Genomic DNA, 16069 nt, shown 5'->3' with positions numbered 1-16069 from the left:
CAATATTCTTTCACGGCTGCGAGTTTTGCCTGCACTGTATATTTACCCATGACGCCTCCAAAGGTTGCGTCCAACCTTCGGGGGTCATACCACTCCAGCGTGGGAATGCCGTGGGTGACGCTCCGCGTCACAAATCTGCGTCGCGCCGCCAATCGAAAATCGGACGCGGAGCGTCCAGAAAGGCATGCGACGCAGAGCGTCGCACAATGATCAAGCGTGAGCACAATAAGCGGAGTCCGCTTACTTCTCGCCCTTGCCGATCTTCGAATCATCTTCGCGCCAGATCAGGCGGGAGGTGTCGTAGCCTTGCTGGCGAGCCTTGCTCAGCATGTTTTCCTTGACCGATGCAGACACTGTCGGCGTGCGCGACAGCAGCCACAGGTATTTGCGGTCCGGGTTGCGCCGACCACGGCGGTCCGGTAGCCTTCGCTGACGTCCAGAATCCAGTAGTCACCCTTGGCAACGCCCGGCAGCAGGCGCGAGAACCAGTTATCGAACACTACCCACAGCTTGTCGGTCTTGCCCGGTACTTGGGGCGAGGCAGTGCCCTTTGCTTCTTCCCACTTGCCCTCGATAGTGCGGCAACGGTTGGTCACTGCAATGTTGCCGTCGTCCTTGAGCGCGTAAAGCGCCTCGGACTGGGCGCACTTGCGCTGGAAAAACATTGGCAGGCGGGCGATCTCGTACCAGGTGCCCTGATACTGCTTGAGGTCGACGCTGTCGACTGTCCTTGGCTCGAGGTTGTCAGCCGAGTGGGCAAAACCGATGGCCAGAAAGCTGGCCATGACAAAAATTCCGAAACGTACCAGTACCTTGATCATGTTTTATTTCAGACCCTGACCCGAGAACAGCACAACCTTGTCTGCCGCATATTGCACGCTGATAAAGGTGTTCTGGTCACCCCATGTGCAACTGGACATGCCCAGTGCGCCGGAGCATTCCGTCGGGCTGCCCAGCAAGGATTCGACCTGTGCCTTGGGCATGCCGGCTGAAATTTTCGAGTAGTTTTCCTGGGTGATCTTGCTGCAGGCAGCCAGAAATACGCAGAACGAGAGTAACGCGACAGTGCGCAAGGACATGGGTGTAGCTCCTGAACGGAAGGGGGTCGCGTCGCAGTGCAAGCGGAGGCAGGCTGGCGCAGTACCGCAAGCTTAGAAGAGAAAAAGGGAATCTGGTTCCCGGACGGCGCAAGGATTTATGCCGCAGATCAGATGGTTGGCCCGCAGGCCTGTGCCGAACGCAACATCGAATGCTCGTTTGCCTGTCGCCGGGTGGTGATTCAGACGGGCCGAATCACCACTGGCGCACAGCAAGCCTTCTTACTCTTTGTGATACGCAGTAGCGCGCTCGACTTCTTCTTTCGAACCCAGGTACACCGCTACGCGCTGGTGCAGGCCTTCCGGCTGAATGTCGAGAATGCGCTGATGACCGTCGGTGGACGCGCCGCCAGCCTGCTCGACCAGGAAGGACATCGGGTTGGCTTCATACATCAGACGCAGTTTGCCCGGCTTGGAAGGCTCGCGGCTGTCGCGCGGATACATGAACAGACCGCCACGGGTCAGGATACGGTGCACGTCGGCAACCATCGCAGCGACCCAGCGCATGTTGTAGTTCTTTTTCAACGGGCCTTCTTCGCCGGCCAGCAATTCGTTCACGTAGCGCTGCACCGGGGCTTCCCAGTGGCGCTGGTTGGACATGTTGATCGCGAATTCCTGGGTGGACTCCGGGATTTTGATGTCTTCGTGAGTGAGCACGAAGCTGCCCATTTCGCGGTCCAGGGTGAAGCCTTTGACGCCGTCGCCCAGAGTCAGCACCAGCATGGTCTGCGGGCCGTAGATTGCGTAACCGGCGGCGACCTGTTCGGTGCCCGGCTGCAGGAAGGCCTTTTCATTCAGCGCTTCGTTCTGGCTGAGGTATTCGTTCGGGCAACGCAGTACCGAAAAGATGGTGCCGACCGGAGCGTTGATGTCGATGTTCGACGAGCCGTCCAGCGGGTCGAAAACCAGCAGGTACGCGCCCTTCGGGTATTTGCCCGGGATCTGGTAGGCGTTGTCCATTTCTTCGGACGCCATGCCGGCCAGGTGACCGCCCCATTCGTTGGCCTCGAGCAGGATCTCGTTGGAGATCACATCGAGCTTTTTCTGCACTTCGCCCTGAACGTTTTCGGTGCCCATGCTGCCAAGAACGCCGCCCAGCGCGCCTTTGGAGACGGCGTGGCTGATTTCCTTGCATGCGCGCGCCACAACTTCGATCAGGAAGCGCAGATCGGCAGGGGTGTTGTTGCTGCGAGTCTGCTCAATCAAGTAACGACTTAGTGTAACGCGGGACATGGATAGCTCCGAAAATAGGGGGTATGAAAACCCGCGCAGTTTAACGCGAGTGGCGACGTAATACTGCTATCAGACTGGCTTATGACTGTTTCAGTTCAGATGTCGGGCAAAGCGCACCCGACAGCCTGTGTTTCAGCGTTTTGATGCGCGCAGGGTGCTGAACGCCATCCAGCCCAGAAACAGTACCCCGAGCAGCAGAACGGCCCAAAGCCCGAGGCGTTTGAAGTCCATGCTCTGCGGCACCGCTATCGGCGCAGCTGCCATGTTGGCAACAGATGCCGTAGCGGGTTCCGCTGTCCCGAGCGAGGCCAGTTTTTCCGGACTCAAGTCGGGGATCAGGGTGGCCAGCGACAGGTTCGCCGCCTTGACGTTCGGGTTGCCGATGGCCAGCGTGAAGGGCCCTTCACCGCGTGCCAGGAATACGATTTCCGTGGCAGGCACGGCCACGCTCAACTGCGGCGCTTCACTGCCCAGCACGCCGCCGCGATCATCCACCACCAGTTTTAGCTGTTGAACGATGCGCCCGGACAATTGCAGCTGGTCCTGCAAGACATCGCTGTTGTTCTGCGATAACCGGTACAACAGGCCACTGCTGATCGGCTGCCAGGGCTGTTTCGCGTCCATCCGACCGTAAAGCGTCGCCGGTGCGAGGCTGTTGGGCTGGGCGATGTCGACTTTGACACGGCCTACCGGCAAGCCGCTCGGCAGTTGCCATACATATTCGTTGGGGCTTTCGACGACGCCCTTGACGGGTGGCGACCAGGTCAGCGGCGGGGTCGGGCTTTCAGTACTGGCGCTGAGCAGGTGGGCGGATATCAACAGGGGTGCGCTGTGCGGGGCGCGCCACAACAGACGCAGGTAGCGGGCGCTCTGGCCGGGCAGGCCGACTTCACGTTGTTCGATCACTTCGTCGGCAAATGACAATCGGGCAACCTGCCCTTCGCCCCAGTTGCGCCAGTGCTGCAGGTCATCGCTGGCTTCGATGCTGAAGTTCTGGAAACCTTCACGCTCGGTGCTCCAGTCGATCACCAGTTGTTCCAGTGGCGCCTTGATCGCGCTGGTGTCCAGCAACCAGCCGCGCAGCACTTCTTCACCAGCCTCGATATCGCTTTGCGGCTGGACCTCGATCACGCTGCCGTTGCTTGAGCGCTCGATGCGGATGACCGGCGCGGCATCGCCTGCTTCCTGCGTGCTGTAAAGGGCAAACCATTTGACCGGGATTGGCGTGGGTTCCTGCTCGCGTGCAGGCTGTCGCGGCGTGATCGAATAAGCCTGCGGCTGGCCTTCGGCATTGAACACGCGCAGATCACCCAGGTCGCCCTGCCGGGCATTCAACTGCACGGCAAGCGGTAACTCGATGCGATACCAAGGCCCGTCGCCGCTGAGGCTCAGTGGGGTCTGGCTGGCAAAGTCCGTCGGTTTGTCCTGGGCGACGGCAGTTATCGCCGTGCACAAGGCCAGGCCAAGCACGGCGATCTTCATGGCGGGATGACTCAAGAACGTTTTCCTCATAGCTTATCCGGCGCGACGGTCGGGCCTGGGCCGGGTTCTTCGCCGACCTCTCTGGCAGAGTGTTTCGGCGGCAATGGTGCGAAATATCCCACCACCAGTAGCAGAATGCCAACACCGATGAACGAGACGATGCGCTCCATGCCGCCACGGTTGCTCAGCTCGACGAAGAACAGCTTGATCACCACCACGCCGATCAATGCTGCGCCGCCCAGCCAGAGCTCGCGGTTGCTGCGCATATGACCGCCGATCATCAGGGCCAGTGCCATCAGCGTCCAGACTATCGATAACCCGGCCTGAACGCGCATCGACTCAAGCAGCGCCTCGGTGTGCCACGGCACTTGAGCCCAATGATGGGCCGTGCGCATGACCATTGCCGTGACGAGTGCAAACAGTGAAGCGCCTGCCACCAGCAAGGCAGCATTGCGAGGGCGTGTGAGGTACTTGCGCATCCACAGGCATACCCCGGCCAGAGCCAGCAGCAGGCCGATTTCCAGCGGGTTGAGCAGCGGGATATAGGGCAGCGGTTCCGCCGCACCGTCGCTGAACGTGTTCGCCAGCCAGAACCACGCCAGCATCAATGCCGCCAGTGGTGCCGCGGCCCCGACATGGTAGGCCTCGGGGCAAGCCTTCACCGGCCATGGCCACTGACGCTCTGAGCTCATCGCCAGCAGGAACAGGCCAGGCAGAATCGCCCAGCCCAGCCAGCGCCAGGCGTTGTAAGACTCGGACAGCTGCAGCAGGCCGAAACGCAGTTCCAGTGCCAGTACGGCGATGATCAACAGGCAGCCCGTGGTGTGAGCGATACGTTGCGCGAGGATCGGCAGCGTGTCTGCCAGATAGCGCAAGGTCAGCAGGTGCACGGCGAACACGGCTGCCCAGGCCAGCCAGCCCCAGTTCGCGGCCGGGTGGTAATGCTCACTCAGCGAGCCCAGTAACAGAAGGGCGCTGACGGGCGTGAGTACGCTGCACAATACGGCGAGGTCTGGCCAGCGCAAACGCAGGGCCAGCATTGCCCAGATAGCTACGCTGAGCGCAGCCGCGATCAACAGCAGTGGCGTCTGCACGCTGTTCGGTGCGTACAGTTGCACGATGCTGATCAATGAAGCCGCCCACCAGATCGCGCCCCATATTTTCAGTACCGTTCTGGCGATTTTCTGATCGACGATCGTCAGGGTGTTGAAGCGGAACACGCTCCAGGCGCTGATCAGGGCCGCGATGGCCAGAATCATCGGTGTCCAGTAGTCACCAGCCCAGCTGGAATTGTCTGAATCACTGATCAGCATTGCGCTGGCACACACCTGCAACACCAGGCCGAAAACCTGGGCCAGTTTGCGATGCTGGCGCAGGCCCAGCCAGAAAACCGCTGCGCCTTCCACGGCCCACGCGCAGGTCGTCCATTGCGAACCGAGACCCAGCGGGATGGCCAGCGTGGCAAACACCACGCCCAGCGCCAGGCAGGTTTCCATCAACAAAACGGTTTGGCCGTTCGCACGTGCCGCCAGCCAGCGTGCCAGACCCATGTAGATCAGGCCCAGCGCGAGCGCGCTGAGCGCGGCACCGAACTCAAGGTGTTCGACCAGCGCGTATTGCAGGCCGAACCCGACGATTGGCGTGCCAAACAGCAGGGTGCCGTCGACGTAATCACCCTGACGTGCCGACCAGCGCAGCAGTGTTTCGCGACTGGCATCCGGTGGCGCGTCAGTGAGTTCCAGCAGCTTGCGACGCGCAAACAGCAGGCCGATGGCCAGGTACATCACAAAGAACAGAATCAGAAAGGGCTCGGTGCTCCAGAACAGCTCGGGGGTGTAAGCCCGTATGCCCCAGGCGAAACCGATGCCGAAAGTGCCGAAAAAGCCGATCAGGTTGAGAATACGCCAGGCCTTGAACCAGGCGATGGCAATGATGCCCGCGTTGAGCAGGGCAAAGTAACTGAACAGCGAGATGTGGCTGCCTTGCCCGGTCGAAGCAAGCAGTGGTGCTGCGAATCCACCCAGCGCACCGGCGCAGGCCAGGGCCAGAGCATTCTGTGTCAACGCCAGAATGGCCGAGAAAGCGGTGATCGCTACCAGCAGCACAAAGCCCGCTGCCGGATCGAGCAGGGCGTGCAATTTCATCGCCGCAAAGACGGTCAGGTACAGCACGCCTACGCCTGCGCCTTGCAACATCAGCCCGTAAGGACCGTTGCGCAAACGCAGCCACCAACCCAGACCGAGCAAGGCCAGCGCGCTGGCGGCGACTGCGGCGTAGCGTGCTTCAATCGGTACGACCATGCCTTCGGTGGCGTAGCGCAACAGAAAGGCCAGCCCGAGAAACAGCACCACTACGCCCACGCGCAGTACCGTATTGCCGCCCAGCAGCCAGTCTTTTGCGCGATTGATGGCGCTGTCCAGCAGATTGGGCTGAGCGGCCTTTGAAGGCTGGTGGATATCGGGAGCGGGTTCGACAGGCTTTGCTACCTGCGGCTCTTCGTCCGGCAAGTCCCAGATCAGCTCTGGGCCTTCAGTGGATGTCTCGATAATGACCGCATCCACTGGGAGCGGTGCGGCGTCCTGCGCAGGTGGCACGCCGGGCGCGGACTGACGCTCGAGCACGCTCAGGCGCTGTTGAACGGCGTCGAGGGATTGGCGGGTTGCGAGCAGTTGTTGCAGTTGGTCGGCGGATTGCCTGCCAAGCAGGCGCATGCGAATGCCTGCCCAGACGGCCCAGCCCATGACTGCGCCGATCAGCGCACCTGCCCACTCGTCATAGCTCAGCGCGTAGCCCAGCGCTGCACCGCCCACCACCAGACAAATCCAAAGCACGCGACGACATCCTTTTCGATGTGTGAAGGTTCATCGAGCGCAGTATATAGGGGCGGGCGGACATCGTTTGTAATGTTTTATGCCGGGGGGCACCAGAGTCTCTGCAGGACTGAGACAGATCCTTGAGGCGCTTGTGGGAGTGAGCTTGCTCACGAAGGCGTCGTTTCGAGCGCCTTCTTTGCGGAGACCTTAATGGCCTCTTCGCGAGCAAGCTCGCTCCCACGGGGGTTGTGTAAGTATGTTCAGGCTCCGAGTCAGTCCAGCGCCTTCCAGATGTCGCCGGCGTACTCGCGAATAGTCCGGTCCGAAGAGAACCAGCCCATGCGTGCGGTGTTGAGCACCGCCGAGCGCCACCATTCCTTGGAATCGTGCCAGCGTTCCTCGACTTTGGCCTGTGCTGCCCAGTACGAATCGAAGTCGGCACAGACCAGGAAGCGGTCATAATCCAGCAGCTGATCGATCAGTCCCACGTAACGGTTCGGATCATCCGGCGAGAACACGCCACCACGAATCGCTTGTAGTACATCGTTCAAACGCCCCGATGCCGCCACGTCTCCATGTGCGTTGAATTCGCCTGCGCGCTTGCGGGCTTCGACCTGTTGCGAGGACATGCCGAAGATGAACATGTGCTCCAGCCCGACCTGCTCGCTCATTTCCACGTTGGCACCGTCCAGCGTGCCGATGGTCAGTGCGCCGTTGAGGCCGAACTTCATGTTACTGGTCCCTGAAGCTTCCAGGCCTGCCGTGGAAATCTGCTCGGACAGGTCGGCTGCCGGGATGATGCTCTCCGCCAGACTGACGTTGTAGTTGGGCATGAACACCACTTTCAGCAGGCCACGCACCGTCGGGTCGTTGTTCACGGTCCGGGCGATATCGTTGGTCAGCTTGATAATCAGCTTGGCCGAGTGATAACTGGCCGCCGCCTTGCCAGCGAAGATCTTCACCCGCGGAACCCAGTCTGTGCCTGGCTCGGCACGAATCGCCTGATACAGCGCGACGGTGTGGAACAGGTTCAGCAACTGGCGTTTGTATTCGTGAATCCGTTTGACCTGGACGTCGAACATCGCTGCAGGATTGACGGCAATACCCAAGCGTTCATGAATGATCGCTGCCAGTGCGCGCTTGCTGTGCAGGCGTTGGTCGGCCATCTGCTTGCGGAACGAAGACTTATCGGCGAACGGCTCAAGCTCTTTGAGGCGAGTCTCGGCATTATCCAGAACGTCCTCACCCAGCGCTTCGACGAGCATTTCGGTCAGCTTCGGGTTGGCCTGGAACAGCCAGCGGCGGAAGGTGATGCCGTTGGTCTTGTTGTTGATCCGCTCCGGATAGATCTTGTGCAGCTCGGCAAACACGGTCTTGCGCATCAGTTGGGTATGCAGCGCCGAAACGCCATTGACGCTGTGCGAGCCGAGGAACGCCAGGTTGCCCATGCGTACCCGACGACCATTGTCTTCTTCGATCAGCGATACCGCACGCAGCACGTTGACGTCGTCGACGCCTTTGGCGCGCAGTGTGTCGATGTGTTGTGCGTTGATCAGGTAGATGATCTGCATGTGGCGCGGCAGCATCCGCTCCATCAGGCCGACCGACCAGGTCTCCAGCGCTTCCGGCAGCAGCGTATGGTTGGTGTAGCCAAGGGTGCCGACGGTGATTTTCCAGGCGGTGTCCCACGGGATGTTGTGGTTGTCGATCAACTGACGCATCAGCTCGGCCACTGCAATGGACGGGTGCGTGTCGTTCATCTGAATCGCTGCATGGTCTGGCAGATCGGTCAGCGTGGCGTGCTGGTTCAGATGGCGGCGCAGCAAATCCTGCAGCGATGCGGAAACAAAGAAGTATTCCTGGCGCAGGCGCAGTTCCTGGCCCGCTTCGGTTGCATCGTTCGGGTACAGCACGCGGGAAATACTTTCGGCGCGCACTACTTCGGCGACGGCGCCAAAGTGGTCGCCAGCGTTGAAGCGTTCCAGATGCAGGTCTTCCACCGCACGGGCGCGCCACAAGCGCAGGGTGTTGACGCTTTTCCCGCGCCAGCCGACCACAGGGGTGTCGTAAGCAATGGCCCGAACGGTTTCGCCTGGACGCCAGACCTGACGCGAGTCGCCCGCTTCGGTCACCACAGTGTCGACGCTGCCACTGAAACCGATGGAGTAAACCACCTCAGGACGCTCGAATTCCCACGGGTTGCCGAAGTCCAGCCAGTTTTCGGTCTGTTCCTGCTGCCAGCCGTCGACGATGCCCTGACGAAACAGCCCGTGCTCGTAACGAATCCCATAACCGTGCCCGGCAATGCCCAGGGTCGACATGCTTTCCATGAAGCACGCTGCCAGACGACCCAGGCCGCCGTTGCCCAGCGCAGCATCCGGTTCAAGCAAGCGGATACGTTCGATATCCACACCCAGCTCGGTCAATGCTTCGCGAGCCACTTCCAGCAGGCCGAGGTTGCTCAGGCTGTCGTAGAGCAGTCGGCCAATGAGGAATTCCAGAGACAGGTAGTAAACGCGCTTCTGGACCTTGCGATAAATCTGCCGCGTGTGGTCCATCCAGTGTTCGACCATGTGGTCGCGGGCGGCAAGGGCAACAGCTTCAAACCAGTCATGCTCAAACGCATGGTCGGGGTCCTTGCCCACCGAATAGGTGAGTTTGGCGAGCACAGCGGCGCGGAAAGCAGCCACATCAGCGTCACGAACAAGTGGTTCCTGAGACATCGGTACAACCTCAAGTAGTCTGACGAATGGAAAACGGGATTCTTAGACTGTAGGCGTGTCGTCAGTTATTTCCTGAAAATAGTAGAAATAATTGAAGGCAGCGCCCTCGCTTCGACCCAGGGCAACGGCTCTGGTTCGCGCGCTGACCAAATTGGCAAAACGCTTGCATCGATCGTTCCATCCCGATCAATGACGTGCAGCATGCTGATTCTTCGTTTCGGGTTTATGATGCCAACGGCAGAATAATAGAAGCCTCTGAACTGGACTTATGGAGCACTTATGCAGACTTTGTACCCGCAGATCAAACCCTACGCCCGGCACGATCTGGCCGTGGAACAACCGCATGTGCTTTACGTCGATGAAAGTGGCTCGCCAGAAGGGTTGCCAGTGGTATTCATTCATGGCGGCCCTGGTTCCGGATGTGATGCGCACAGTCGCTGCTATTTCGATCCTAACCTGTACCGTATCGTAACGTTCGATCAGCGTGGCTGCGGTCGCTCCACACCGCATGCCAGTCTTGAGAACAATACCACCTGGAAACTGGTGGAGGACCTGGAGCGGATTCGCGAGCACCTCGGAATCGACAAATGGGTGCTGTTCGGCGGCTCGTGGGGCTCGACTCTGGCCCTGGCTTACGCGCAGACCCATCCAGACCGCGTACACGCGCTGATCCTGCGAGGCATATTCCTGGCCCGTCAGCAGGAAATCGACTGGTTCTATCAAGCGGGTGCCAGCCGTCTGTTCCCTGATTACTGGCAGGATTATGTAGCGCCGATCCCGCTGGATGAGCGCGACAACCTACTGGCTGCCTTCCACAAGCGCCTCACCGGGCCGGACCAGATCGCCCAGATGCACGCTGCCAAAGCCTGGTCGACCTGGGAAGGGCGTTGTGCAACCTTGCGCCCCAACCCGCAAGTGGTCGATCGCTTCGCCGAACCGCACCGTGCGCTGTCCATTGCTCGCATCGAATGCCATTACTTCATGAACAAGGCGTTCCTTGAGGAAAACCAGTTGATTCGCGACATGCCAAAGATCGCGCACCTGCCGGCAATCATCGTTCACGGTCGTTATGACGTCATCTGCCCGCTGGATAATGCCTGGGAGTTGCATCAGAACTGGCCCGGCAGCGAACTGCAGGTCATTCGTGAGGCTGGCCATTCGGCGTCGGAATCCGGTATCGCCGATGCGCTGGTGCGTGCCGCTGCAGAAATTGCGCGCAACCTGCTCGACCTCCCGCCCGAAGAAGCATGACAGCAGCCTGGTACTGGTTTTGAGTCTGGAAAGGCATTTATGAAAAGTTTGTTGCAGCGCGTGCGAAACGCACGCGTCGAGGTGGGCGGCGAAGTTGTCGGTGCTATCGATCAGGGCATATTGGTGCTGGTGGGCATAGAGCCTCAAGACACCCGCGCCAGTGCCGATAAGTTGCTGCACAAGCTGCTTAATTATCGAGTGTTCAGCGATGCCGACGGCAAGATGAATCTATCCTTGCGCGAGGTAGGCGGTGGGTTGTTGCTGGTTTCGCAGTTCACGCTGGCCGCGGATACCAAAAGCGGGTTGCGTGCGGGGTTCTCGAAAGCCGCTGCTCCAGCGCTGGGCGCCGAGCTGTTCGACTATGTATTGAGTCAGGCCAGAATCGCGCATACCGCTGTGGCTGCGGGCCAATTTGGTGCGGACATGCAAGTGCATTTGATAAATGATGGCCCAGTGACATTTTTGTTCGATACATAAGCTACGATTTCATCGTTTCTCCCCTGAATTTTCCGGTCGCACGGGAAATAAATTTCTTTGTCATACCTGATGCGTTGTGGCGCGCGCTGCTGGATAATCGCGCGTTACGGGGATCGACACTGTTGGTCCATTTGGTATGACAAAAGCGGTTCTGGCACCGGGTTGGGGAATCATTAAGCCCATTCGGAGTCGGAACAATGCTCGCCAACCCGGCATTGATAGCTGGCCGTTGGTTTTTTCATCTGTTTTTCGGCGAGGGTTGCTCGTGATTGTTAGTCCCTGTGATGCTCCAAAGACACCTGTCAAGCGGTTTCGTAGTGCACTTCTGGCAAGCTCGGCCCTTGTATGCCTGTTCAGTGCAGGTCAGCTGTGGGCGTTCAATCTTGATGATGTAACGGCAAAAGCCAAAGAACTGGCCGGGCAGAAGTTCGAGGCTCCAAGGAGCAATCTGCCGAACGAGCTTCGCGATATGAAGTTTGCCGACTATCAGAAGATTCGCTTCCGTGATGACAAGGCCGAATGGGCGGGCGAGAAGACTCCGTTCAAAGTGTCTTTCTACCACCAGGGCATGCACTTCGACACGCCGGTCAAGATCAACGAAGTGACCGCCACCAGCGTCGACGAAATCAAGTACGACTCCAGTCGTTTCGATTTCGGCGATCTGAAGATCGACCCCAAATCCACCGAGAAACTGGGTTATGCCGGTTTCCGTGTCCTGTATCCGATCAACAAGGATGACAAGCAGGACGAAATCATGACCATGCTGGGCGCGAGCTACTTCCGCGTGATCGGCAAGGGGCAGGTCTATGGCCTGTCCGCACGCGGCATGGCAATCGACACTGCATCGCCGTCTGGTGAGGAGTTCCCGCGCTTCAAGGAATTCTGGATCGAGAAGCCGGGCCCGGATGACAATCATCTGGTGATCTTCGCGCTGCTCGACTCGCCGCGCGCTACTGGTGCTTATCAGTTGACCCTGCGTCCTGGCTCCAACACCCTGGTTGACGTCAAATCGCGCATGTTCCTGCGTGACAAGGTCAACAAGCTCGGTGTTGCCCCATTGACCAGCATGTTCCTGTTCGGTGCCAACCAGCCTTCGCGTGTACCTAACTACCGTCGCGAGCTGCACGACTCCAGCGGTCTGTCGATTCAGGCTGCCAACGGTGAGTGGTTGTGGCGTCCGCTGAACAACCCTAAACATCTGTCCATCAGCAGCTTCTCGGTCGAAAACCCGCGTGGTTTCGGTCTGCTGCAACGTGGCCGTGACTTCAGTCAGTACGAAGACTTGGATGACCTCTATGACAAGCGTCCAAGCGCCTGGATCGAGCCGAAGGGTGACTGGGGCAAGGGCACCGTCGAGCTGGTCGAAATTCCGACTGCCGACGAGACCAACGACAACATCGTGGCCTACTGGAAGCCTGAGACTCTCGCAGAGCCGGGCAAGGAAATGGCATTCGATTACCGTCTGCACTGGACCATGCAGGAAAACTCGATCCACTCGCCGGATCTGGGCTGGGTCAAGCAGACCCAACGCTCCATCGGTGATGTGCGTCAGTCCAACCTGATCCGTCAGCCGGATGGCAGCCTTGCCTTCCTGGTCGACTTCGTGGGCCCGGTACTGGCCGCATTGCCGGAAGACAAGACCATTCGCAGCCAGGTGACCACTGACGACAACGTCGAACTGGTGGAAAACAACCTGCGCTATAACCCGGTCACCAAAGGCTACCGCCTGACCCTGCGTGTGAAGGTCAAGGATTCCGGCAAGCCAACCGAAATGCGCGCTTACCTGCTGCGTGAGATCCCTGCCGAACCGGGCAAGGAACCTGCGCTGCTCGTTGCAGACAAAGCTGAAGAGAAGAAGGCTGCTGCCAAGGAAGCTGCCAAACCGGCAGTTGCCAAGGAATCTGCCAACGACCAGGTAGAAATCGCCAAGGCCGACGCGCCGAAGCCTGAAGCCGCCAAACCCGAGACCGCCAAGCCTGAAGCTGGCAAGGCTGACGCTGCGAAAGGTAAAGGCGAAGTTGCCAAAGCCGATGCAGCCAAAGCCGACGCAGCCAAGGCTGACGTAGCCAAGGACAAGGACGGTAAAGAGATTCAGCAGCCTGAAACCGAGGCAGCACCCACCCATCCGGAACCGGCCAAGACGTTGCAAGTCATGACCGAGACCTGGAGCTATCAGTTGCCGAGCGATGAGTAATTCTCTACCGGTGCCAGTGTCTCTGAACGAGTACCTGGCGCATTTACCGATGAGCGACGAGCAGCGGGCAGAACTTGCCGGCTGCAAGACCTTCGCCGAGTTGCATGAGCGTCTTTCTGCGCAGCCGGTCAATGACCCTGCCGAGGCCGCTCAGGCTTCGGTGGGTCGCCGCCTTACGCTGACCACCGCAGACCAGCTGGAGGACGCCGAGATGCTCGGCGTCGATGCCAGCGGTCGCCTGTGCCTCAAGGCCACACCGCCGATTCGCCGGACCAAGGTCGTGCCAGAGCCATGGCGCACCAACATTCTGGTACGCGGCTGGCGTCGCCTGACCGGCAAGACCAACCCGCCCAAGCCAGAGCACGACGATCTGCCTCGTGATCTGCCCAAGGCGCGCTGGCGCACCGTCGGTTCGATTCGTCGCTACATCCTGCTGATCCTGATGCTGGGTCAAACGATCGTGGCTGGCTGGTACATGAAGGGCATTCTGCCGTATCAGGGCTGGTCGCTGGTTTCGCTCGACGAAATCACCCGTCAGACCTTCGTGCAGACCGCTTTGCAGGTCATGCCTTATGCCTTGCAGACCAGCATTCTGTTGCTGTTCGGTATTCTCTTCTGCTGGGTGTCGGCCGGTTTCTGGACCGCACTGATGGGCTTCCTGGAACTGCTCACCGGTCGTGACAAATACCGTATCTCGGGTGCCAGTGCTGGCAACGAGCCGATCGAAAAGGGCGCACGTACTGCGCTGGTCATGCCGATCTGCAACGAAGACGTGCCACGGGTTTTCGCCGGCCTGCGCGCTACGTTCGAGTCGGTCGCGGCTACGGGTGATCTGGATCGTTTCGATTTCTTCGTACTCAGCGACACCAACGAGACTGACATTGCCGTTGCCGAGCAACAGGCCTGGCTGGACGTATGCCGCGAGACCAAAGGTTTCGGCAAGATCTTCTATCGCCGTCGTCGTCGTCGCGTAAAACGCAAAAGCGGCAACCTGGACGACTTCTGCCGTCGTTGGGGTGGTGAATACCGCTACATGGTCGTGCTCGATGCCGATAGCGTCATGAGCGGAGAGTGTCTGACCAGTCTGGTTCGCCTGATGGAAGCCACGCCGGACGCCGGTATCATCCAGACCGCGCCACGTGCGTCGGGTATGGACACGCTGTATGCACGCATGCAGCAGTTCGCTACGCGGGTCTACGGTCCGCTGTTCACGGCCGGTCTGCACTTCTGGCAGTTGGGTGAATCCCACTATTGGGGTCACAACGCGATCATCCGCATGAAGCCGTTTATCGAGCATTGCGCCCTGGCGCCGCTGCCGGGTAAAGGTGCCTTTGCCGGTGCGATCCTGTCTCACGACTTCGTCGAAGCTGCGCTGATGCGCCGTGCCGGCTGGGGCGTGTGGATTGCTTACGACCTGCCGGGCAGTTATGAAGAATTGCCGCCCAACCTGCTGGACGAACTCAAGCGTGACCGCCGTTGGTGCCACGGCAACCTGATGAACTTCAGGCTGTTCCTGGTCAAGGGCATGCACCCGGTTCACCGTGCGGTGTTCCTGACCGGTGTGATGTCGTATCTGTCGGCACCGTTGTGGTTCTTCTTCCTCGTTCTGTCCACGGCCTTGCTGGCGGTGAACACACTGATGGAGCCGACTTACTTCCTTGAACCGCGTCAGCTGTATCCGCTGTGGCCACAATGGCACCCGGAAAAAGCTGTTGCGTTGTTCTCGACGACCATCGTCCTGCTGTTCCTGCCTAAACTGCTCAGCGTCATTCTGATCTGGGCCAAGGGCGCGAAAGGCTTTGGTGGCAAGTTCAAGGTCACCGTTTCGATGCTGCTGGAAATGCTCTTTTCGGTGCTGCTGGCACCGGTGCGCATGCTGTTCCACACCCGCTTCGTACTGGCCGCTTTCCTGGGCTGGGCCGCAACCTGGAACTCTCCGCAACGCGACGACGACTCCACGCCGTGGATCGAAGCCGTTAAGCGTCATGGTCCACAGACACTGCTGGGCGCATGCTGGGCCTTGCTGGTGTTCTGGTTGAACCCGGGCTTCCTGTGGTGGCTTGCGCCGATTGTGGTCTCGTTGATGCTGTCGATTCCGGTATCGGTGATTTCCAGCCGTACCAATCTGGGCGTCAAGGCGCGTGACGAGAAGTTCTTCCTGATTCCTGAAGAGTTCGAACCGCCGCAAGAGTTGATCTCGACGGATCAGTACACCTACGAGAACCGCTGGCATGCGCTGAAACAAGGCTTCATTCGGGCTGTGGTGGATCCTCGCCAGAATGCTCTGGCCTGCGCCCTGGCAACCTCGCGTCACCGTCAGGCACAGCCGATCGAAGTGGTGCGTATGGAGCGTGTTGATCAGGCTCTGAAGGTAGGTCCGGCCAAACTCGGCAATCAGGAACGTCTGATGCTGCTGAGCGACCCGGTCGCCCTTGGGCGCCTGCATGAGCGCGTCTGGAGCGAAGGTCACGAAGAGTGGCTGGCCGCCTGGAGAGCTTCCATCGAAGCTGATCCACATGCGCCCTTGCTGCCTTTGCAGCCTGTAGGTAAAGCATCGGAGCCGGTCCCGGTCTAAGACCGCCCGGCTACGAAAAAAGCCCCTGACGCTTAGCGCGTCGGGGGCTTTTTATTGGGCTTTGCGGCACATAAATGCACAGGACATGGTCAAGACGGGTTCTCCAGAACCCCGATCGTTCCTCACGCTCTGGTATGCCCCCCGAAGGTTGGACGCAACCTTTGGAGGCGTCATGGGTAAATATACAGTGCAGGCAAAACTCGCAGCCGTGAAAGAATATTGTG

General features: G+C 59.5%; 9 protein-coding genes and 1 pseudogene. 4 read left to right on the top strand and 6 right to left on the bottom strand.

Features of this window, described 5'->3' with window-relative positions; all coding sequences use genetic code 11:
• Positions 1-240 precede the first annotated feature (240 nt).
• The 6 genes and pseudogenes from AO277_RS03315 to AO277_RS03290 all read right to left on the bottom strand — a co-directional run bounded on the left by AO277_RS03315 (position 241) and on the right by AO277_RS03290 (position 9348).
• Positions 241-821 (bottom strand): annotated as a pseudogene (locus tag AO277_RS03315) (lipocalin family protein).
• Positions 822-824: 3 nt separating this feature from the next.
• Complete coding sequence (bamE, locus tag AO277_RS03310; RefSeq protein ID WP_002551616.1) at positions 825-1079, bottom strand: outer membrane protein assembly factor BamE domain-containing protein; 255 nt, start codon at positions 1077-1079, stop codon at positions 825-827.
• Positions 1080-1319: 240 nt separating this feature from the next.
• Complete coding sequence (locus AO277_RS03305) at positions 1320-2330, bottom strand: class 1 fructose-bisphosphatase (protein ID WP_004666507.1); 1011 nt, start codon at positions 2328-2330, stop codon at positions 1320-1322.
• 132 nt (positions 2331-2462) lie between these two features.
• Positions 2463-3812, bottom strand: coding sequence for a DUF3999 domain-containing protein (locus AO277_RS03300; protein ID WP_044319558.1), 1350 nt, complete (start codon positions 3810-3812; stop codon positions 2463-2465).
• A gap of 26 nt (positions 3813-3838) precedes the next feature.
• Positions 3839-6643, bottom strand: a complete 2805-nt coding sequence (locus AO277_RS03295; RefSeq protein WP_044319557.1) for a DUF2339 domain-containing protein — start codon at positions 6641-6643, stop codon at positions 3839-3841.
• A 254-nt stretch (positions 6644-6897) separates the two neighbouring features.
• On the bottom strand, positions 6898-9348 hold the full coding sequence (locus AO277_RS03290; RefSeq protein ID WP_002551620.1) for a glycogen/starch/alpha-glucan phosphorylase: 2451 nt from the start codon (positions 9346-9348) through the stop codon (positions 6898-6900).
• Between the two features lie 279 nt (positions 9349-9627).
• Here AO277_RS03290 and pip point away from each other — a divergent pair, with 279 nt between their 5' ends.
• The 4 genes from pip (at position 9628) to mdoH (ending at position 15845) form a co-directional block, all read left to right on the top strand.
• Positions 9628-10599 (top strand): prolyl aminopeptidase, encoded by a 972-nt coding sequence (pip, locus tag AO277_RS03285; protein ID WP_005730969.1) that lies wholly within the window; start codon positions 9628-9630, stop codon positions 10597-10599.
• A 39-nt stretch (positions 10600-10638) separates the two neighbouring features.
• On the top strand, positions 10639-11076 hold the full coding sequence (gene dtd / locus AO277_RS03280) for a D-aminoacyl-tRNA deacylase (protein WP_044319556.1): 438 nt from the start codon (positions 10639-10641) through the stop codon (positions 11074-11076).
• Between the two features lie 265 nt (positions 11077-11341).
• Entirely contained in the window at positions 11342-13270 is a 1929-nt protein-coding gene (locus AO277_RS03275) for a glucan biosynthesis protein G (protein WP_044319559.1), read from the top strand.
• Positions 13263-15845: a glucans biosynthesis glucosyltransferase MdoH gene (gene mdoH, locus AO277_RS03270; RefSeq protein WP_044319555.1), complete on the top strand. Its 2583-nt coding sequence runs from the start codon at positions 13263-13265 to the stop codon at positions 15843-15845. Before AO277_RS03275 ends, mdoH begins: the two co-directional genes overlap by 8 nt.
• Positions 15846-16069 lie beyond the last annotated feature (224 nt).

It is taken from the genome of Pseudomonas amygdali, assembly GCF_002699855.1.
Lineage (GTDB): Bacteria > Pseudomonadota > Gammaproteobacteria > Pseudomonadales > Pseudomonadaceae > Aquipseudomonas > Aquipseudomonas amygdali.
Note: the sequence above shows the minus strand (reverse complement) of the source record. Positions and strands in the feature narration are given on the sequence as shown.